Source organism: Halorubrum sp. Eb13, assembly GCF_002252895.1.
GTDB lineage: Archaea > Halobacteriota > Halobacteria > Halobacteriales > Haloferacaceae > Halorubrum.
On the sequence record NZ_NHPE01000148.1, the window covers coordinates 1 to 17,672 of the forward strand.

Annotated in this window: 18 protein-coding genes; 11 read left to right on the top strand and 7 right to left on the bottom strand. The window is 71.5% G+C overall.

Annotation, left to right across the window (positions count from 1 at the left end; translation table 11 throughout):
• Nucleotides 1-135 precede the first annotated feature (135 nt).
• Entirely contained in the window at nucleotides 136-1,143 is a 1,008-nt protein-coding gene (locus tag DJ75_RS17615; RefSeq protein WP_094525811.1) for a TatD family hydrolase, read from the bottom strand.
• A 107-nt stretch (nucleotides 1,144-1,250) separates the two neighbouring features.
• On the opposite strand from DJ75_RS17615, the gene DJ75_RS17620 reads away from it, so the two are divergent.
• Both DJ75_RS17620 and DJ75_RS17625 read left to right on the top strand, forming a co-directional pair.
• On the top strand, nucleotides 1,251-2,303 hold the full coding sequence (locus DJ75_RS17620; RefSeq protein ID WP_094525812.1) for a sialidase family protein: 1,053 nt from the start codon (nucleotides 1,251-1,253) through the stop codon (nucleotides 2,301-2,303).
• Nucleotides 2,300-2,734: a DoxX family protein gene (locus tag DJ75_RS17625; protein ID WP_254922012.1), complete on the top strand. Its 435-nt coding sequence runs from the start codon at nucleotides 2,300-2,302 to the stop codon at nucleotides 2,732-2,734. Before DJ75_RS17620 ends, DJ75_RS17625 begins: the two co-directional genes overlap by 4 nt.
• 14 nt (nucleotides 2,735-2,748) lie before the next feature.
• Here DJ75_RS17625 and DJ75_RS17630 read toward each other — a convergent pair whose 3' ends face one another.
• Nucleotides 2,749-3,192, bottom strand: coding sequence for a DUF2237 family protein (locus DJ75_RS17630; protein WP_094525813.1), 444 nt, complete (start codon nucleotides 3,190-3,192; stop codon nucleotides 2,749-2,751).
• A 136-nt stretch (nucleotides 3,193-3,328) separates the two neighbouring features.
• Between DJ75_RS17630 and DJ75_RS17635 the strand changes: the two genes are divergently transcribed.
• The 5 genes from DJ75_RS17635 (at nucleotide 3,329) to DJ75_RS17655 (ending at nucleotide 9,092) form a co-directional block, all read left to right on the top strand.
• Nucleotides 3,329-4,639: an MFS transporter gene (locus DJ75_RS17635; protein ID WP_094525814.1), complete on the top strand. Its 1,311-nt coding sequence runs from the start codon at nucleotides 3,329-3,331 to the stop codon at nucleotides 4,637-4,639.
• Nucleotides 4,640-4,700: 61 nt separating this feature from the next.
• Entirely contained in the window at nucleotides 4,701-6,560 is a 1,860-nt protein-coding gene (locus DJ75_RS17640; RefSeq protein ID WP_094525815.1) for a helix-hairpin-helix domain-containing protein, read from the top strand.
• Complete coding sequence (locus tag DJ75_RS17645; RefSeq protein ID WP_094525816.1) at nucleotides 6,560-7,084, top strand: Mut7-C RNAse domain-containing protein; 525 nt, start codon at nucleotides 6,560-6,562, stop codon at nucleotides 7,082-7,084. Before DJ75_RS17640 ends, DJ75_RS17645 begins: the two co-directional genes overlap by 1 nt.
• Before the next feature lie 71 nt (nucleotides 7,085-7,155).
• Nucleotides 7,156-7,845 (top strand): hypothetical protein, encoded by a 690-nt coding sequence (locus DJ75_RS17650; protein ID WP_094525817.1) that lies wholly within the window; start codon nucleotides 7,156-7,158, stop codon nucleotides 7,843-7,845.
• Between the two features lie 92 nt (nucleotides 7,846-7,937).
• Nucleotides 7,938-9,092: a pyridoxal phosphate-dependent aminotransferase gene (locus tag DJ75_RS17655; RefSeq protein WP_094525818.1), complete on the top strand. Its 1,155-nt coding sequence runs from the start codon at nucleotides 7,938-7,940 to the stop codon at nucleotides 9,090-9,092.
• Between the two features lie 4 nt (nucleotides 9,093-9,096).
• Here the strand turns inward: DJ75_RS17655 and DJ75_RS17660 are convergent, their stop codons facing one another.
• From DJ75_RS17660 to DJ75_RS17680, 5 genes are all read right to left on the bottom strand, one after another.
• A complete protein-coding gene (locus DJ75_RS17660) occupies nucleotides 9,097-9,825 on the bottom strand; it encodes a 3-oxoacyl-ACP reductase family protein (protein ID WP_094525819.1) in 729 nt (242 codons plus the stop codon).
• 63 nt (nucleotides 9,826-9,888) lie between these two features.
• Nucleotides 9,889-10,704: a class I SAM-dependent methyltransferase gene (locus tag DJ75_RS17665; protein ID WP_094525820.1), complete on the bottom strand. Its 816-nt coding sequence runs from the start codon at nucleotides 10,702-10,704 to the stop codon at nucleotides 9,889-9,891.
• A 66-nt stretch (nucleotides 10,705-10,770) separates the two neighbouring features.
• Nucleotides 10,771-11,241, bottom strand: a complete 471-nt coding sequence (locus DJ75_RS17670; RefSeq protein ID WP_094525821.1) for a hypothetical protein — start codon at nucleotides 11,239-11,241, stop codon at nucleotides 10,771-10,773.
• Nucleotides 11,242-11,346: 105 nt separating this feature from the next.
• Nucleotides 11,347-12,222: a deoxyribonuclease IV gene (locus DJ75_RS17675; RefSeq protein ID WP_094525822.1), complete on the bottom strand. Its 876-nt coding sequence runs from the start codon at nucleotides 12,220-12,222 to the stop codon at nucleotides 11,347-11,349.
• 72 nt (nucleotides 12,223-12,294) lie between these two features.
• Nucleotides 12,295-13,257 carry a biotin/lipoate A/B protein ligase family protein gene (locus DJ75_RS17680; protein WP_094525823.1) on the bottom strand — a complete coding sequence of 321 codons (963 nt, stop codon included), beginning with the start codon at nucleotides 13,255-13,257 and terminating at the stop codon, nucleotides 12,295-12,297.
• Nucleotides 13,258-13,402: 145 nt separating this feature from the next.
• Here DJ75_RS17680 and DJ75_RS17685 point away from each other — a divergent pair, with 145 nt between their 5' ends.
• The 4 genes from DJ75_RS17685 to DJ75_RS17705 all read left to right on the top strand — a co-directional run.
• Nucleotides 13,403-14,317, top strand: coding sequence for a serine/threonine-protein kinase RIO2 (locus DJ75_RS17685; protein ID WP_094525824.1), 915 nt, complete (start codon nucleotides 13,403-13,405; stop codon nucleotides 14,315-14,317).
• Nucleotides 14,318-14,440: 123 nt separating this feature from the next.
• The gene (locus DJ75_RS17690) at nucleotides 14,441-15,259 is read left to right on the top strand and encodes a universal stress protein (protein WP_094525825.1); all 819 of its coding nucleotides are present in this window, start codon (nucleotides 14,441-14,443) and stop codon (nucleotides 15,257-15,259) included.
• A gap of 206 nt (nucleotides 15,260-15,465) precedes the next feature.
• Entirely contained in the window at nucleotides 15,466-15,900 is a 435-nt protein-coding gene (locus tag DJ75_RS19275; RefSeq protein ID WP_241881509.1) for a hypothetical protein, read from the top strand.
• 526 nt (nucleotides 15,901-16,426) lie between these two features.
• Nucleotides 16,427-17,672, top strand: a 1,246-nt coding sequence (locus DJ75_RS17705) for an ABC transporter substrate-binding protein (RefSeq protein WP_094525828.1), incomplete at its 3' end; no start/stop codon positions are given.

Here is a 17,672-nt window from a genome sequence, read left to right on the forward strand (position 1 = left end):
GCACCGGCGGTTCGCGGCCCAAAGGGCCGCTCACCGGGGCGCGCCACCGTAGTTATTTATAAGCGATCGTCGCTCTCGCTCAGGGGCTTGCCTGCAGAACGTGGTTCCGACGGGATCGTCCCGGCGGGATCGCGTCTACTCCTGCTCGAACCCGAAGACCTCCCGGGGATTCTCCAGCACGACTTTCCGGATGTCGTCGACGTCGATCCCGTACCGGTACAGCTCGAATATCGCGCGCTTGAGGGCGTACGGGTCGGTCCGGAGGACGTTCGCGCAGTCGGTGTCGACCATGATCCGGTCGGGGCCGTACTCGTCGATGACGTCGGCGACGTCGGCGGCGTCGACGCCGACCAGCCACGAGTGACCGATGGTGTAGCTCAGGTAGCAGTCGGTCTGTTCCATCAGGTACGCGGTGTTGTTGCGGTCGGCGTGCGAGGCGACGACGCGCTCGTCGTCGAGGCCGGCGTCGCGCATCGCCTCCACGTCGAGCCGGACCGCGTCGAGCGCGGGGTTCTCGCCGTCGAGGACGGGGTCGGTGCCGAGCCCCGCGTTCTTCTCGTAGCCGGGCGTCACGCCCAGCCCGTCGCGGTAGGGCCGCTTCGCGTCCGTCGACGTGTTCGGCGTGTGGAGGATCACGGGGAGGCCGTGGTCGCGCGCGAGCTCCATCTGCGCCCCGACGACCGCCTGCTGCTCGTCGAGCGCCCACCCCTCGACGTGGCCGGCGGGGACGACGCCGGTCTCGCCGACCGCGACGACCTCGTCGAGCGCGCAGTAGTCGTCCATCGCCGCCAACAGCTCGTCGGGGTCCTCGATGCGGACGCCGGTGTGGACGCCGAGCCCCAGCTTCGCCTCGAAGAAGTGGTTCCGCTCGATGGCCGCGCGGCGATTGATCGCGTCGTCCCAGAGGAAGCGGATGTCGTCGGCCGCGACCGGCTTGTAGGGGGTCCAGTGGTAGCCGGACGCGAGCATGAGCATGGACCGACACCCGGAGAGCGCGTAGCGCTCGCGGTCGTCCCACGAGAGCGTGTGGGCGTGGTTGTGGACGTCGATCCACGGGAGGGTGAGCAGCTCCCGCGGGGGGTCGATGTCGTCGTCGAGGTGCGCCGCGTCCGTCGGCCGCTTGGTCGGGTGGGGTGTAGTCATGGCGTGTGGAATCGGGATGCCCGCTGCTCTCCACTTTCACCCCCGGCCACTTAGCGTTTTACAGCTTGGTAAAAACTTTAGTACGCGTCCGACGCACGTAGCCGTGTATGACACTGTTGATCGGGACGGACGACGGGCTCTATCGAGTTGACGACGTGCCCTTCGAGCGCGACGAGGCCGAGCGGGTCCTCGACTGCGAGGTCGTCACCGCGGTGAAGTCGTGGGACCACGCGGCGGGCGTCTTCGTCGCGTCCTCGACGGGGGCGTACCGCTCCCGCGACGGGGGACGGACGTGGGAGGACCTGGAGGTTCCCCTCGGCGACCGCTTCTGGCACGCCGGCCAGAGCGAGGTGTGGTCGATCCTCGCGACCGCCGACGGGGCGCTGTACGCCGGGACGAACGACCCGTACATCTTCCGCTCGGTCGACGACGGGGAGACGTGGACGGAGCTGAAGGGGTTCCGCGACCTGCCCTCGCGCGGCCACTGGGAGTCGCCGATCGACCCCCACTACGCCAGGCTCCGGGCGCTGGAGGCCGTCCCGGGGCGACCGGAGCGGCTGATCGCGGGCGTCGAGGCCGGCGGGATCCACCTCAGCGACGACGCCGGGCAGACGTGGACGGACCGGCGCGACACGATCGTCGACGACGTCCACCAGATCCTCCCGATCTCGGAGGACGTGTGGCTCGCGACGACCGGCTACCTCGACCACGACCTGGAGAACCTCGGGCTCGGCCACGCGGTCGGCGAGGGCGGGCTCTGGCGAACGACCGACGCGGGCGAGTCGTGGAGCCGGATCGACGCCGGGAACGACTTCTCGTACATCCGGCGGGTGTTCGTCCACGACGGCACCGTCTTCTTCTGCGGCGGCGAGGAGGCGCCGCCGGCGTGGGTGAACGACGACCACGAGGTCGCGCTGTTCGAGTCGACGAACTTCGGCCGCGACTTCGAGCGCGTCCCGTTCCCGGGCGAGCCCCACGAGATCGTCGAGACGTGGGCCGTGCACGACGGTGACGTGATCTGCGGCTCCGGGCTGTTCGACGTGCCCGATCAGCGCGACGACGTCGAGGGCCGGATCATGCGTCGCGGCGACGACGGCGCCTACGAGACGGTCGGGCGCGTCGACGCGAACGTCAGCCGCATCGAGGTGGTGTCGGCGTGAGCGACGACGACGCGGCCTCGGCCGACGACGCGGCGCCGACGGTGGGGTCCGCCTCCGATCCCCCGTCGGCGATCGGCCGCGCCCTCTACGGCGGCATCCTCGCGTACATGGCCGTCGACGGGTTCAAGAACAACGAGAAGCGGGTCTCGGTCGCCGAGGAGAAGGGCGTCCCGATGCCCGACGTGCTCGTCCCGTTCGTCACCGGGATGCTGTTCGTCGCCAACCTCGGCGTCGTCTTCTGGAAGTTCCCGCGCGCGTCCGCCGGCGCGCTGATCGTCTTCTTCCTCGGCACCACCCCCTCGATCCACGACTTCTGGACGATGGAGGGGAAGGAGCGGCACGGCAACAAGATCAACTTCCTGAAGAACGTCGCGCTCCTCGGCGGCGCGGTAATGTTGCTGGACGCGGCCGCCGAGAGCGCCGACGAGTAGCCGCCGCTTCGGCGTTACTCGTCCGCGCCGGGCGATTCCGGATCGAATTCATCGGGATCGAACGCCTCCGGGTCGAACTCGTGCTCCCGGAGCCGGTCGGGGTCGACGGCCCGGAGCACGGACTCGTCGGTCGCCTCCAACACGACCGGGGGCGCGACCCCCGCGTCGGCCGCCTCGACCCACCGGCCGACGCAGAGGCACCACCGGTCGCCCGGCTCCAGCCCGGGGAAGTCGAACTCCGGCCGCGGCGTGATCAGGTCGTTGCCCCGCTCCCGGCTGTACGTCAGGAACTCCGCCGTCACGACCGCACAGAGGGTGTGCTCGCCGACGTCGCCGTCGACGTCGCGGCAGTAGCCGTCGCGGAGGTACCCCGTCGTCGGCTCGCGGCCGCAGGGCGCCAGCTCGCCGCCGAACACGTTGCGGTCGCCCTCGCTCCCGTCGGTCTCGTCGGTGGACACGCGTGTCGTTCGGTGCCCGCGCGACTTATCGGTGGCGCCGGGCGACCGCCGCTCTCCGGACACCGCAGCGTCGAGCGCGCCGTCGAGCGCCCCCTCGGATCGGTGCGACTATGCGACTTCCGCCTCATCCGGTAGCATGGCCGAACGCTGGCTGTACGGCTGGGGGCTCGGGTCGGTCGCGTTCGGAGGCGCCTCGCTCGTCGTCCCGCTGTACGTCGTCGAGCTCGGCGGGGGACCGTTCGTGCTCGGCGTGCTCGCCGCGGTCGCCGCCGTCGTCGGGGTCCCGGCCGCGCTCGGCGCCGGTCGGATCGCCGATCGGACCGGCAAACGCCGCCCGATCGTGCTCGCGATGCTGGCGCTCGTCGCGGTCGGAATCGGGGTCATCCCGCTCACGGACCGGTTGACGCCGGTGATCGTCGCGAACGGCGCGATCTGGTTCGCGTTCGCGGCGGCGACGCCCGTTCTGACGCTGCTCGCGGTCGCCGACGTCCCGGAGAGCGCCTGGAGCGAGCGGATCGCCCTGTTGAACCAGTACCAGGGCGTCGGCTGGGCGCTCGGGCTGCTGCTCGGGGCGGTCTGGACGGGCGTCGGCGGGCGACTCCTCCCCGCCGAGACCGTGATCCGGTGGCTGTTCGTCCCGTTCGCGGCCTTCGCGGTGCTCGGGCTCGCCCTCGGCGTCCGCACGCTGCCCGCGGACCCGGGCCCCGGCGGCGACCGACGGGCGTCGGGGACGCGCCTCAGGCGCGCCATCCGCGCGGCCGACCGCTTCAGCGTCCGGACCGCCGCGTTCCCCGTCACCGTCGGTCGGGCCGACTTCCGCGGGCTCCACCCGCGCCGGTTCGTCGAGCGATTCACCCCGGCGCTCGCGCTGTACTTCCTCGCCGTCTTCTTCGCGTTCGCGGGGTTCGCGGTGTTCTTCGCGCCGCTGCCGGCGTTCCTCACCGCGGTCGGCTTCGGCTCCGACGGCGTGTTCGCGCTGTACCTGATAAACGGCCTCGCCGCCGCGGCCTTCTTCGGCGCCGCGGGAGAGCTGACCGCCGACCGCGACGCCGCGCTCCTCCAGCTCGCGTCGCTCTCGACGCGCGCGGTCGCCCTCCCCGCGGTCGCGCTCGTCGGCGCGGCGTGGGGCGCGGCCGCGCTCGGGTTCGGCGTCGCCGCGGCCGTCTTCGCAGTGATCGGGGTGACGTGGGCGGTGATCGCGGTGACCGCGGGGACGCTCGTCGCCCGGCTGTCCCCGCTGTCGATCCGCGGGGAGGCGCTCGGCACCTACGCCGCGCTCGGCGCCCTCGCCGGCGGGGTCGGGAGCGTCGCCGGCGGGTGGCTCGCCGCCCTGAGCTACGCCGTCGCCTTCGGCGTCGCCGGCGGACTGGTCCTCCTCGGCGCGGCGCTGGTGGCCCTCGTCCGACGGTACACGGCCGCGCCGCCGGTCGACCGCACCGCGGGCTGACCGGATCGGGGGGTCCGCCGCGCCGGTCAGTATAAGGAGCGCCCGGCCGAACCCCGACCCAATGAGCCGGAACGACGAGGTCGCCGCCCTCTTGGAGGAGTTCGCCGACCTGCTCGAGGCGACCGGCGTTGAGTACAAGCCGACCGCGTACCGCCGCGCCGCCGAGAACGTCCGCGAGCACACCGCCCCGATCGAGAACCTAGCGGGCGAGGGGGAACAGGCGGTCGCCGAGATCGACCGCGTCGGCGACGCGATCGCGTCGAAGATCGTCGAGTACTTCGAGACCGGCGAGATCGAGGAGCTGGAGGCCCTGCGCGAGGAGCTCCCGGCCGACATGGCGGGGCTCACCGCCGTGGAGGGAGTCGGCCCGAAGACGGTCGGAAGCCTCTACGAGGCGCTCGAGGTGACCACCCTCGACGAGCTGGAGGCGGCCGCGGAGGCGGGCGAGATCCGGGAGGTCTCCGGCTTCGGCGCGAAGACCGAGGAGAACATCTTAGCGAACATCCCGTTCGCCCGCGAGGCGCGGAAACGGACCCGGCTCGGCGACGCCCGGCCCGTCGCCGACGCGGCGCTCTCGTACCTGACCGACGTCGACGCCGTCGAGTCCGCCGAGGTGTGCGGCTCGATCCGGCGCTGGAAGGACACCATCGGCGACATCGACCTCCTCGTCGCCAGCGACGCGCGCGAGCCGATCGTCGAGGCGCTCACCGGCTGGTCGGAGGCGGACGCGACGATCGAGGCGGGCTCCGGGAAGGCGAGCGTCCGCGCGAGCGGGACCCGGGTCGACCTCCGGATCGTCGACCCGGACGAGTTCGGCGCCGCGCTCCAGTACTTCACGGGGTCTCGGGCCCACAACGTCGCGGTGCGCAACCGCGCCATCGACCGCGACCTGAAGCTCAACGAGTACGGGCTGTTCGACGTGAGCGACGTCGACGACGGGGCCGACGCAGACGACGCGAGCGACGACGGGGCCGAGTCCGATTCCCGGCGCGTCGGCGAGCGCGTCGCCGGCGAGAGCGAGGCGGGGGTGTACGAGGCGCTCGACATGGCGTTCGTCCCGCCGGAGCTCCGAGAGGACAACGGCGAGGTCGCGGCGGCCGCGGCGGGCGAGCTCCCGGACCTCGTCGAGACGGTTGAACTGCGCGGCGACCTCCACACCCACACCGACTGGTCGGACGGCGGCTTCTCGATCGCGGAGATGATCGAAGCGGCATCGGAGCGCGGCTACGGCTACCACGTCGTCTCCGACCACGCCGCCGGACCGGGGATCTTCGGGAACACCGGCCTCGACGAGGCCGACATCGCGGAGCAGGCCGCGGCGGTCGAAGACGCGGTGAGCGAGGTCGACGGCGCCGTGATGGGCCGCGAGGTCGACGACGCGAGCGCCGACGACGGAGCGGGCGCCGGCGACGACGCCCGGATCGCGGTGTTCCACGGCATCGAGGCGAACATCGACGCGGAGGGGGCGATCACCACCGACGACGCGACGCTCGCCGACCTCGACCTGGTCGTCGCCTCGCCGCACTCCGCGCTCGGGCAGGACGGCGACGCCGCCACGGAGCGACTGGTCCGCGCGGTCGAACACCCCCACGTCGACGTCCTCGGCCACCCGACCGGCCGCATCATCAACAGCCGCCCGGGGATCTCGCCCGACCTGGCTGCCGTCGTCTCGGCCGCCGCCGACGCCGGCACCGCGATCGAGGTGAACGCGAACCCCGCCCGCCTCGACGCAGACGGCGACGCCGTGCGCGCCGCGGTCGACGCGGGCGCCGCGATCGCCGTGAACACCGACGCCCACTCGCCCCGCGAGCTGGACAACGCCCGGTACGGCGTGCACACCGCCCGGCGCGGCTGGGCCGAGACCGCCGACGTGATCAACGCGCGCCCGGTCGACGGCCTTTGGGAGTTCCTCGACGGCTGATGGCGCCCCGCGTCCTCGTCGACACGATGTGCGGCAAGCTCGCGACCTACCTCCGGATGTGCGGGTACGACGCGGCGTACGCGCTCGACCGCGGGGTCGAGGCCGACGACCGGCTCCTGTCGCTCGCGGCCGACGAGGACCGACTCCTCGTCACCCGCGATCGGGAACTCGCGGCGCGCGCCGCCGACCGCGACCACGGGGCGGTCCTCCTGACCGAGCGCGACGTGCTCGACCAGCTCCGCGAGGTCGCGGCGGCCGGGCTTCCGGTGGCACTCGCCGCGGAGCCGACCCGCTGTGGGGCCTGTAACGGCCCGGTCGAGCGGGTCGGCCCGGAGGGTACCGATGTCGACCCCGACGACCGGCCCGAGTACGTCCCCGACGACGTGGGCGCGTCGCCCGCGGCCGACTCCGATTCAGCCACCGACACCGACCCCCGCCCCGCGTGGCGCTGTCGCGACTGCGGGCGCTGGTTCTGGAAGGGCGGCCACTGGGAGTCGGTCGCGGCGCGGCTCGACGACCTCTGAACCGCGACCCGCGGGACGCCCGGCGCCCCCGAGCGTAACCGGTTTGGCCGCGTGCCGCCAACGGTCCGCCAATGAACCGCAAACAGGCGGTCGACCGGCTGGCGACCCTCGTCGACCGGGTCGAGAACGAGACGATGCCGGTCCCCGTCCGCGAGGTGTGGGCGTTCGGCGACGTCGCGCTCGGCCTCGATCCCGTCGAGCGCCTCGACGTCTACCTCACCAAGGACGTGATCATGGGCGGCGACGCCGACGCGGCGGCGGCGTTCGAGGCCGAGTACGGCGTGAAGGGGATCGGCACCTCCGTGCGGGCCGAGTGGGCCGAGGCGCACCCGGACCGCGTGCGCGCGAGCGACAACGGGTACGCCGCGCCCGAGAAGTGCCTCGCGGCCGAACTCGTCGGCGACAGCGAGGGACGTAGTCCCTCTGGCAGCCGGACGCAGTCCGGCGACAGCGAGCCGATCCACCTAGAGGTGTGTAACGCGAGCTTCGAGGACAACGTGCGCCAGCGCCTGAAGGGGGCGCTGGCCCGCGACGCCTACGAGGAGGTGCTCGACCCCCGCGGGGTCTGCCTGTGGGTCGACGGCACCCGCGACGAGGAGGCCTTCGACCGCCTGCGGGCGGGCTCGCTCGCGATGCCGACGCTCCCGGCCGCGCTCGGGATGCTCGGCGCCGACGAGGACGTGGCCCGCGAGGCGGCGGACGTGCTCAAGCGGCGCCGGGCCGAGCAGGAGGGGTCGTCGGTGCGCGGCGACATGGTGTAGGCGGCGGACGCCGACGGCGCCGCTCCGCCTCCGCTCGGGCCGCGTTTGGCCGCCACCCGACGGTTTTTTGCTCGGTTCGCCGTGTGGACGGTATGCCAACGCCCACCGACCGCGTCCGGCGCGCGGAACGCTCGCGGATCCGGGTGATGTTCGACCTCGCACAGCGTCACGGCGGCGACCTCGTCCGGTTGGAGGTCGGCGAACCCGACTTCGACACGCCAGCGCACGTGATCGACGCCGCCGCGAGCGCCGCCCGCGACGGCGCGACCCACTACACCTCAAACGCGGGGCTCCCCGCGTGTCGGCGGGCCATCAGCGACACGCTCGCCGCCGAGTACGGCGTCGAGCACGACCCGGACGAGGTCGTCGTCACCGTCGGCGGGATGGAGGCGCTCCACCTGGCGGTCCTCGCGGCGGTCTCGCCCGGCGAGGAGCTGCTCGTCCCGGGCCCGACGTGGCCTAATTACAAGACGCAGGCGACGCTCGCGGACGGGCGCTTCCGCGAGGTCCCCATGCCTGCGGAGACGGGGTTCGCCCTCGACGCGGACCGCGTGATCGACGCGATGAGCGACGACACCGCGGCGGTCGTGCTCACGACGCCCTCGAACCCGACCGGCCGCGTCTTCGACCGCGACGAGTGCCGTGCGGTCGTCGAGGCGGCGGCCGACCACGACGCGTACGTGATCGCCGACGAGGTGTACCTCGGGCTCACCTACGACGGGCCCGCCCAGGGGATCGCCGCGTACACCGGCCACCCGGACCACGTGCTGACGGTCGGCTCCTGCTCGAAGCGGTACGCGATGACCGGGTGGCGGCTCGGCTGGCTCGCGGGCGACCGGGAGATGATAGACGCGGTCGCGACGGTCCGCGAGTCGACCACGGCCTGCGCGTCGAGCGTCGCGCAACACGCCGCGATCGCCGCCTTGACCGGCCCGCAGGAGCCGTTCGAGGAGATGTACCGGGCGTTCGAGGAGCGTCGCGACCTCGTCGTCGACCGCGTCGACGCCATCGACGGGCTCTCGGCTCCCCGCCCCGAGGGCGCGTTCTACGCCTTCCTCGACCCCGGCATCGACACGCCCGCGATCGACGTCGCGAAGTACCTCCTGCGGGAGCACGGCGTCGTGCTCGCGCCGGGCGACGGCTTCGGCGACACGGCCCCCGGGCGGCTCCGCCTCTCGTTCGCGAACTCCGTCGACCGGCTGGAGGAGGGGTTCGACCGGATCGAGGCGGGACTGGCGGAGTACTGATCGCCTACCGCATCAGCTCCCCGCCGTTCACGTTCAGCGTCTCGCCCGTGACGAATCCCGCGTCCCGGAGGTAGGCGGCCGCGTCGGCGATGTCCTCGGGCTGGCCGTACCGGTCGACGGGGATCGCGGCCAGCTCCTCGCGCTTCTCCTCGGGCGTCCGGTCGCCCGTCATGTCCGTCTCCACGTGGCCGGGGGCGATCGCGTTCACCCGTATCTCGGGCGCGAAGTCGCCGGCGTGGCTCCGGGTGAGCGAGAGGAGTGCCCCCTTCGAGGCGGCGTAGTGGCACTCGACCGGCGCGCCGGTGTGCGCGAGGATGGAGGAGACGTTCGTCACCGACGGGCCGTCCTCCGACTCCCGGAGGTGCGGGAGCGCCGCCTTCGTGACGTTGAACGCGGAGTTGACGTTGACGTCCATGACCCGGTCGAAGTCGTCGGGATCGAGGTCCGCGGTGTACACGTGCTGGTCGATCCCGGCGTTGTTGACGACGTGGTCGACCCCGCCGAGGGCGTCGGCGGCGGTCTCCACGAGGTGGGCCGCCGCGTCGGGGTCCGAGACGTCGGCGCCTACGGCGACCGCCGCTTGCCCCCGGTCGCGGACCGCCCCCGCGACGGCCGCGGCGGCCTCGTCGCTGGTGCGGTAGTTGACCGCGACGTCGTAGCCGTCGTCCGCGAACCGAAGCGCGATCGCTCGCCCGATACCCCTGGAGGAACCCGTCACGAGTGCGGCCGGCATGTGTCCCGAGTCGACCCGGTCCGACTTCGACCTTCCGGACGCGGCGGCGGAACGCCGCGTCCGTCAGTCCCCGGTCTCGACCCGTCCCACGGTCACGTCGAAGGGGACGCGCTCGACGCGCTCGTACTCGCCGGCGCCGATCGCCTCGACCACCTCGCGGCCCATCTCGCGCCAGCGCCGCCGGAGGTCGTCGTACGCGTCCACGGAGGTCGCGGCCACCAGCTCCTCGCGGTGGTCGGCGAGGCCGCCGCCGGACGCCTTCCGGGCCGCCGACGCCAGCGCGGGCTCCGCGTACGGGGCCGCCGTCCGCTTCTCGTGGACGTACCGGCGGGTGCGGAGGTCCTCGACGCCCGCCGCCGCGAACGCCTCCCGGACGCGGTCGCCGAGGGCGACGTCGGTGCCGACGCCCTCGAGGTACGCCTCGCGCGCCTCCCGCTCCAACCGCTCCTCGGCGTCGACGGTGGACGTCACCGTCACGTCGCCGTTGTCCGGTTCGATCGCGGCGACGAGGTCGGCGGAGACGCGCGCGAGCTCCCGGACCGCGGCGACCGGCTCGGGGAGGTTGATGAGGAGGGCCTGACAGACGGCGAGGTCGACGGCGCCGTCCGGGAGCGGGAGCCGGGTCGCGTCGCCGGCGACGTACGGGAGTCCCGTCTCCTCGCGGGCGACCGCGAGGAGGTCCGTGTCGGCGTCGACGCCGATCACGGTCGCGTCCGGCCTCGCCTCCGCGGCGAGGACGCGGGTGAGTTCGCCCGTGCCGCAGCCGACGTCGACGACGCGGCGGCGGCTCGCCAGCTCGAGGTCCGCGAGGGCCGCCCGGTCGTCGGCCCACATCCCCTGCCGGGTGTGTTCGAGGTACTCCGCGGAGAAGCGTCGCACGGCACCGCGTTCGACGCGGGACGAATTAAACGTGGGGAAGCCGAGCGCCCGGGCGCGCTCCGACTCTCAGTCTTCGTCGCCCTCGCCGTCGCCGCCGCTCCCGAACCCGACGAGGTCCGAGAGCAGCGCGGCGGTGACGCCGGCGCAGTAGCCGACGAACGCGCCGGTCAGCCCGACCGCGGCGAAGGCCATCGTCACCCCGCCGATGGGGGAGTCGCCGGGGCCCACGCCCGGGACGCCGAAGACGGTCCCGACGACCACGAGCGCGGCGAAGACGACCGCGGGCACCGCGCCCACCGCGAGACACGCCGGGCCGCCGCAGCGCGCGTACCCGCCGACGGCCGCGATCGGCGCCGGCGCGTAGAACGCCAACAGCGGGACGAGCCGGTCGGTCAGCGCCGCCGCGGTCGGGAGACCCGCACGCTCGGCGACGACCGCGACCGCCAGCGAGAGCGCCACCAGACCGGCGAATCCGCCGACCATCGTGAGGGCCAAGCGGCGACGACGACCGATGAGGAGCGCCTCAGTGGTGGTCATATCCGTGGATCTCGGCTCCGACCACATAAAGGCGCGTCGGACAATTGTAACTAAATTCGGGGGTTTCCTCCCCTTCGCTCCCGCGACGGCCCGGCCGCCCCGGGCTCACTCCGCGCGCAGTTCGCGGACGCGCTCGATGTTCCACGCGAAGCTCTTCCCGTTCTCGGTCGGCGTCTCCAGCGCCAGCGGCACGTCCGTCAGGTCCGGGTGGTTGACGATCCGCTCCATCCCGGCCTCGCCGATGTGGCCCTCGCCGATGTGGGCGTGCTCGTCCTTGTTGGTGCCGCAGGCGTGCTTCGAGTCGTTGAGGTGGATGTACTCCAGGTGTTCCAACCCGACGGCGTCGTCGAACTCGGCGACGGTCTCGTCGACCGCCTCGGGCGTCGAGAGGTCGTAGCCCGCCGCGAACGCGTGGGCCGTGTCGACGCAGACGTCGATGTCCGTCTCGGTGCGGTCGATGATCCCCGCGAGGTGTTCGAACTCGTCGCCGAGCTTCGTCCCGGCGCCCGCGTCGCTCTCGATGAGGATCGTGACGCCGTCGGGGACGTCGACGTCGTCGATGACGCTCGCGGCGTTGTCGAGGCCGCCCTCCACGCCGGCCCCCGTGTGCGCGCCGAGGTGAACGTTGACGTACGGAATGTTCAGCTTCGCGGCCGCGTCGACCTCCTTCTGCATGGAGTCGAGCGACTTCTCGCGGAGCCCCTCCTTCGGCGTACAGAGGTTGACGAGGTAGGAGGTGTGGATCACCCACGGCCCGACTAGGTCGCGTTCGGTCCCCTCGCGGAACTGCGCGGCCTCCTCGTCGCTGATGTCCGGGTCCTGCCACACCTGCGGGGAGTGCGTGAATATCTGTCCGCAGTTGCCGCCGAACTGCTTCTGTCTGAACACCGCGTTGGCGATGTTCCCGTACGGCGGCGTTTCGGGATCGTTCGACGCCCGCGAACCGGAGATCGAGACGTGCGCGCCGATCTTGAGACTCATACCGCTACAACGGGGGCGATTGAAAAAGCCCCTTCGGAACCGGTTGGTCCGGTTCCCCTCCCGTTCCGGCGACTACGCGCCGTCGTTTCCCGGTCGGATCCGGACCCAGCCGTCGTCGCGGTACTTCTCCTCGACGAGCTCCTCCGCCCGCGCGAGCTCCGCGCTCGACCACGAGCCGTCGCGGTCGAGCGCGACCGCGTCGGCCCGGCCGTTCTCGCCGTCCGCCTCGTCGCCACCGCCCTCGTCGCCGTCTCCGCCCGTCACCCACGCGACGAGCGCGTCTTCGACGGCCGCCGCGGCGTCCGCCCGGTCGGCGTCGGCCAACTCGTCCATCCCGACGACGCGCTCGCGGAACTCCTCGGGCGTGACCGGCGGGTCGGAGAAGACGCCGAGGTGGCGCTCCGCGTCGACGGCGAACGTCAGCGAGCCGTGCTGGATCACGGCGTCGCGCTTTCGGTACTGCGCGTTGCCGGCTATCTTCCGGCGGTCCGTCGCGCCCTCGTCGCCGTCGCCGGCCGCGCCGCCAGCCTCCGTCGCGCCGTCGGCCTCCGGCTCCGCCGAACCGCCCGCCACCACGTCGTGCGCGGGGTGAAGCTCCCGGAGGTAGCAGGCGGGGCGGTACAGCTCCGGCACCGACTCCTCGACGTAGCCCGCGTCGATCTCGATGCGGTCGAACGCGTCGAGGACCGGCTCGCAGAGGAGGTGGTAACAGTCGAGCAGTTCGCCGGGCACGTCGGCGGCCGGCACCGCGACGGAGTACGCGACGTCCCCGCGCCCGTCGTGGTAGATCCCGCCGCCGCCGGTCTGTCGGCGGGTCACGTCGATCCCCTCGCGCTCGCAGAACGCCCAGTCGACCGTCTCCGGGTCCTGCCGGTAGCCGAGCGTGAGACAGCTCGGCTCCCATCGGTACGTGCGGACCGTCGCGGGGCCGCCCGCCGCCGCCGTCTCCGCCGCCACCTCGTCGAGCGCCATCTGCATCGGCCCCGGACGGGCCTCCTCTCGGATCAGCCGCCAGTCGCCCGTCGGCGCGGTCATGCGCGCCTCTCCGCCCGCCGTCCCGAAAGCGGTTGCGTTCGGACGACGACCCGGTCGAAACGGGATTTGCTATCGCGGAATGAGATTTATCGCACCGCCTCGCGGAACGCGCGTCCCTTTTAGGAATCCCCGGAGTAGGGGGCGTATGGTCCGAAACGTCGCCGGCGACATGGCGGAGCTCGAACCCGAGGACTTCTATCTCCTCTCGGGCGTCGAGCAGGGGATGCGATTCTCGGAGTGGGTCCGCCGGGACAAGATCCCCGACTACGCCGACCTGACGCGCGAGGAGGTGGACTACCGGATCGACCGGTGTCTCGACCGCGAACTGATCCAGCGGAAGACGATCCAGTACGAGGGATACCAACTCACGTTCGAGGGGTACGACGCCCTGGCGCTCCGCACGTTCTCCGAACGCGAGACCATCGACGGCGTGGGCTCGCCCCTGGGGTTCGGCAAGGAAGGAGACGTGTACGAGGCCCAGTCGTTCAAGCCGCTCGCCCTGAAGTACCACCGCGAGGGATACACCAACTTCCGCGAGGTGAACCGCGAGCGCGAGTACACCGCCGACCGCGACCACGTCTCTTGGATGTACACCGCGCGCAAGGCGGCCGAGCGCGAGTACGAGGCGATGGAAGCGATGTACCCCGACGTGAGCGTCCCCCGCCCCGTCGACCACAACCGCCACGCCATCGTGATGGACAAGTTCGACGGCGCGGAACTCTCGCGCGCGAGACTCGAACCCGAACAGGCCTCCGCGGTCCTCGATCTGGTCCTCCGCGAGCTGGTCACCGCCTACGACCTCGGCTGGGTCCACGCCGACATGTCCGAACACAACGTCGCGGTCGCGGAGAGCGGCGTCACGATCTTCGACTGGCCGCAGGCGGTCCCCGTCGACCACGAGAACGCCGGCGAGTTCCTCGAACGCGATGTCGCGAACCTCCTGCGGTACTTCAGCCGGAAGTACCCCCACGAAGTCCCTCGAGACGCCGATATCGAGGGGATCGCCGGCGCTATCGCCGACGGCTCGTTCGAATCGGTCCGCGCGTTCGCGGCAGAGTAAATCGCATAGCGCGATACGAAATCGTTCGCCCCGTCCAGTCTACTGTTTCCGAATTCTGGAGTTATCGTCTTGTGGGAACTACTGGTGGATATTATAGTCTAATAAACACTATGATTAAATGTGATGTACAGGGTACTCGTTCCGGTCGACAGAAGTGAGGAACGCGCGTTCCACCAGGCACAGTACGTGTCACGGCTTCCGAACGCCCCCGACGATGTCGAGGCGACGGTGTTGTTCGTGGTGCCTCCGGATGAGTTCAGCGACGCCGACACGGTGGAGTTCTCGGACATCGACGCGGCCGTCGGGGCGGCCAACCTTCTCGAGGGCGAGGGCGTTTCCGTGACCCGAACCGTGGACGACGGCGGTATCTCGGACCAGATCGTCCGTTCCGCTGAGGGGCTCGAAGCCGACGAGATCGTTATGGGCGGACGCAAGCGGTCGGGCGTCTCCCGTGTGCTGCTCGGTAGCACGGTTCAGGACGTTATGCTCTCGGCCGAGCGGCCAGTTACCATCACGAGCGAGACGGGCGTGCCCGGCGAGGGGATCCGACAGGTTCTGGTACCGGTCGACGCCGACGCGGGACGCGCCCATCATCAGGCGGCGTACGTTGCGGGGCTGCCCGAGGCGGCGGAGACCGTTGAAGCGACGGTTCTCGTCGTGTTCCGTCACCAGGACTACAAGGGGGCCCCTCCCCACACGTTCGAGGAGATCAACGCGGCAGTCGAGGCGGCCGATACCCTCGAGAACGAGGGGATCCCCGTCGAGCGCGTCGCCATCGGGGGCGAGGTGGCCCGGAAGATTCTCGACGTGGCGGCGGAACGCGATGCCGACAGCATCGTCATGGGCGGGCGTAAGCGGTCGGGGCTCCAAGAGGTACTCATTGGGAGCATCACGCAGGACGTCATGCTCTCGACCGAGCGGCCGGTCACTATCACCGGCTGACCTCGGTCGAGCGCCGTCCCACGTCAACAGTAGTCACGATCATCGCGCGCAATGCTGTACACTGTTGGTCTGAGCAATCCGGTATCGAGCAGATCAAAGTCGCCGAGGACGCCCCGGTAGCCGGACATACGCTCGCGGAGATCAGCCTCCCGAGGGGGAGCCTTGTCATCTCGGATCGGAACCGAACACGGATAGCACGTGCCGATATGGAACTCGAACGCGGCGAGTATTACATCGCCGGCGCCGAGTCCGGAACGGTAGGCCGCGAGGCCGGACGGGCCACGGTGGACGGCCTCTACGCGGCCGGATGGATGACGAACGAGACGGTCCACCAGGCGGTCGTGAGCGCGGGCCACGACGCGCGCGCCGCCGTCTCGCTGATCCGGGACGACGTCGCCACGCGTTATTGGCCCGCCGTCGCCGACCACTACGTCGACTGGGTCGTTCGCGAGGGGCGATACGCGGGCGACGCTCGCTGTCGGGAGGTTCGACGTGCGTTCCACGAGACGGCTCGGCCCCACAGCCTCGCCGACGTCGACGACGCCGACGCCGAGTCGCTGCTGGAGACGGTCCGCTCGGAGTTCACCGAGTCGGTCGCGGTGGCGCTCGCGCTGACGACCGACGCCTCGTCCACCCCCTAGCTGAAGCGGACGATCGTCGGCGAGACGACCGCGCGTCGGAACGAAGTCATCGCGGTCGCGGAGGCGCTCGCCCGCGAGGCGGAGCACCTGTTCGAGGCCGCCGACGTCGTCGACGAGGTCACCGGGCGCGTCGTCGCCCTCGACGAGACGCCGCTGACGGCGCTCGGTTTCGACGCGCTCGGGCGTGGATGTACGCCGCGCTCTTCGCCCCGGAGGACGATCGTGGCGCCGACGGACCCGACAAACGCCCGTCGAACGAGGTCGGCGGCGAGATCCGAGGGGGCGAACGATGACCGGCGCCCCGCGGTACCTGTCGACCGTGTACATCCGCGGACACCGGGACGAGGCGCCGATCCAGACGAGCGCTGTGGACGAGGCGCCGGACCGGCCGCCGAGCGTCTCGCCGACAAAGCGCGCTCGACCGGCCGTTCCGACCGGTTCCGGCCGCCGGCTTCCCGTTTCGGCGAAGTGTTAGGCGAGCCTAAGATCCGAAACCGATTTAATCCTTTAGGGTGGCCTAAATCGTATGGAACCAGACGCGGACCGATCCCCCGCGACGCGACGCGACGCGATCAGGTACTGCGGCGGCGTCGCCGGCGCGGGACTGCTCGCCGGGTGCGCCGGGACCGATCCGGCGCCGGACGGTGCCGAGGGAGACGACGGCTCGGCGAGCGGCGGTTCGAACGGGAGCGGTTCGGCCGACGGCGACGGTGCCGGCGGCGAGGACGGCTCGTACACGGCCGAGATGGCGCCGGCCGGCGAGGTCGCGTTCGACGCGGTCCCGGAGGACGTCATGGTGTACAGCCTGCTGTACGCCGACCTCGCGGTCGCGCTCGGTCACGGCGGCGCGGTGAACTCGCTCGGTTTCGACGCGAACGCGGGCGGGAACACGCTGGACGCCTACTACGCGCGCCTCGACGGCGTCTCCTTCGACGCCGAGGGGCTCACGCAGCTCAACTCCGGCTCCGGCGGCATCTCCGTCGACCGCGAGCTCCTCTACGAGCTCGACAGCGACCTCCACCTCGCGGACCCGTGCCTGTTCGCGTCCTTCGACGGCTGGAGCGCGGCCGACGTGGCCGAGGTCCGCGACAACGTCGCGCCGTGGTTCGGGAACGTCTACAGCCGCCGGCACTCGGACCCCCCGGAGCCGTGTCGCGACGACTACGAGTACTACGCGCTCCCCGAGATCGGCGAGCGCGTCGCCGCCGCCTTCCGCGAGACGGAGCGCTTCGCCGCGCTCGACGCGGTCCGCGAGGACCTGATCGAGACGATCCGGAGCGACCTCCCGCCGGCCGAGGAGCGCCCGACGGTCGCCGCCCTCATCTACATGGACGGGACCTACTACCCCTCCCGGACCGACGGGCCGGGCTTCGCGAACGCGCACGTCCGTCCGTTCGACGTCCCCGACGCCTTCGCCGCGGACGAGGTCACCTACGAGACGGCCTACGACCACGAGCGGCTGCTGGAGGTCGACCCCGACGTCATTCTCCACCAGTACGGGATCGCCTCCTACTACGACGTCGGCGCGGTCCGCGAGGAGCTGGCCGACCACTCGGTCGCCGGCCGGCTCTCCGCGATCGAGAACGACCGCTTCTACCCCTCCGGAACCCCGGTGCAGGGGCCGATCATGAACCTGTTCCAGCTGGAGATGACGGCGAAACAGCTGTTCCCGGGTCGGTTCGGCGAGTGGCCCGGCTACGAGCACGGCGACGACTACCCGGCGATTCCGCCGGCCGAACGGCTGTTCGACCGCGAGGAGGTCGCCGCGATCG

Coding starts and splice junctions, on each gene's coding strand:
- DJ75_RS17650 (WP_094525817.1), top strand. CDS start 7,156: ATGAACCGCAAACAGGCGGTCGACCGGCTGGCGACCCTCGTCGACCGG.
- DJ75_RS17690 (WP_094525825.1), top strand. CDS start 14,441: ATGTACAGGGTACTCGTTCCGGTCGACAGAAGTGAGGAACGCGCGTTC.
- DJ75_RS17635 (WP_094525814.1), top strand. CDS start 3,329: ATGGCCGAACGCTGGCTGTACGGCTGGGGGCTCGGGTCGGTCGCGTTC.
- DJ75_RS17675 (WP_094525822.1), bottom strand. CDS start 12,222: ATGAGTCTCAAGATCGGCGCGCACGTCTCGATCTCCGGTTCGCGGGCG.
- DJ75_RS17620 (WP_094525812.1), top strand. CDS start 1,251: ATGACACTGTTGATCGGGACGGACGACGGGCTCTATCGAGTTGACGAC.
- DJ75_RS17615 (WP_094525811.1), bottom strand. CDS start 1,143: ATGACTACACCCCACCCGACCAAGCGGCCGACGGACGCGGCGCACCTC.
- DJ75_RS17655 (WP_094525818.1), top strand. CDS start 7,938: ATGCCAACGCCCACCGACCGCGTCCGGCGCGCGGAACGCTCGCGGATC.
- DJ75_RS19275 (WP_241881509.1), top strand. CDS start 15,466: ATGGAACTCGAACGCGGCGAGTATTACATCGCCGGCGCCGAGTCCGGA.
- DJ75_RS17685 (WP_094525824.1), top strand. CDS start 13,403: ATGGTCCGAAACGTCGCCGGCGACATGGCGGAGCTCGAACCCGAGGAC.
- DJ75_RS17660 (WP_094525819.1), bottom strand. CDS start 9,825: ATGCCGGCCGCACTCGTGACGGGTTCCTCCAGGGGTATCGGGCGAGCG.
- DJ75_RS17645 (WP_094525816.1), top strand. CDS start 6,560: ATGGCGCCCCGCGTCCTCGTCGACACGATGTGCGGCAAGCTCGCGACC.
- DJ75_RS17640 (WP_094525815.1), top strand. CDS start 4,701: ATGAGCCGGAACGACGAGGTCGCCGCCCTCTTGGAGGAGTTCGCCGAC.
- DJ75_RS17670 (WP_094525821.1), bottom strand. CDS start 11,241: ATGACCACCACTGAGGCGCTCCTCATCGGTCGTCGTCGCCGCTTGGCC.
- DJ75_RS17680 (WP_094525823.1), bottom strand. CDS start 13,257: ATGACCGCGCCGACGGGCGACTGGCGGCTGATCCGAGAGGAGGCCCGT.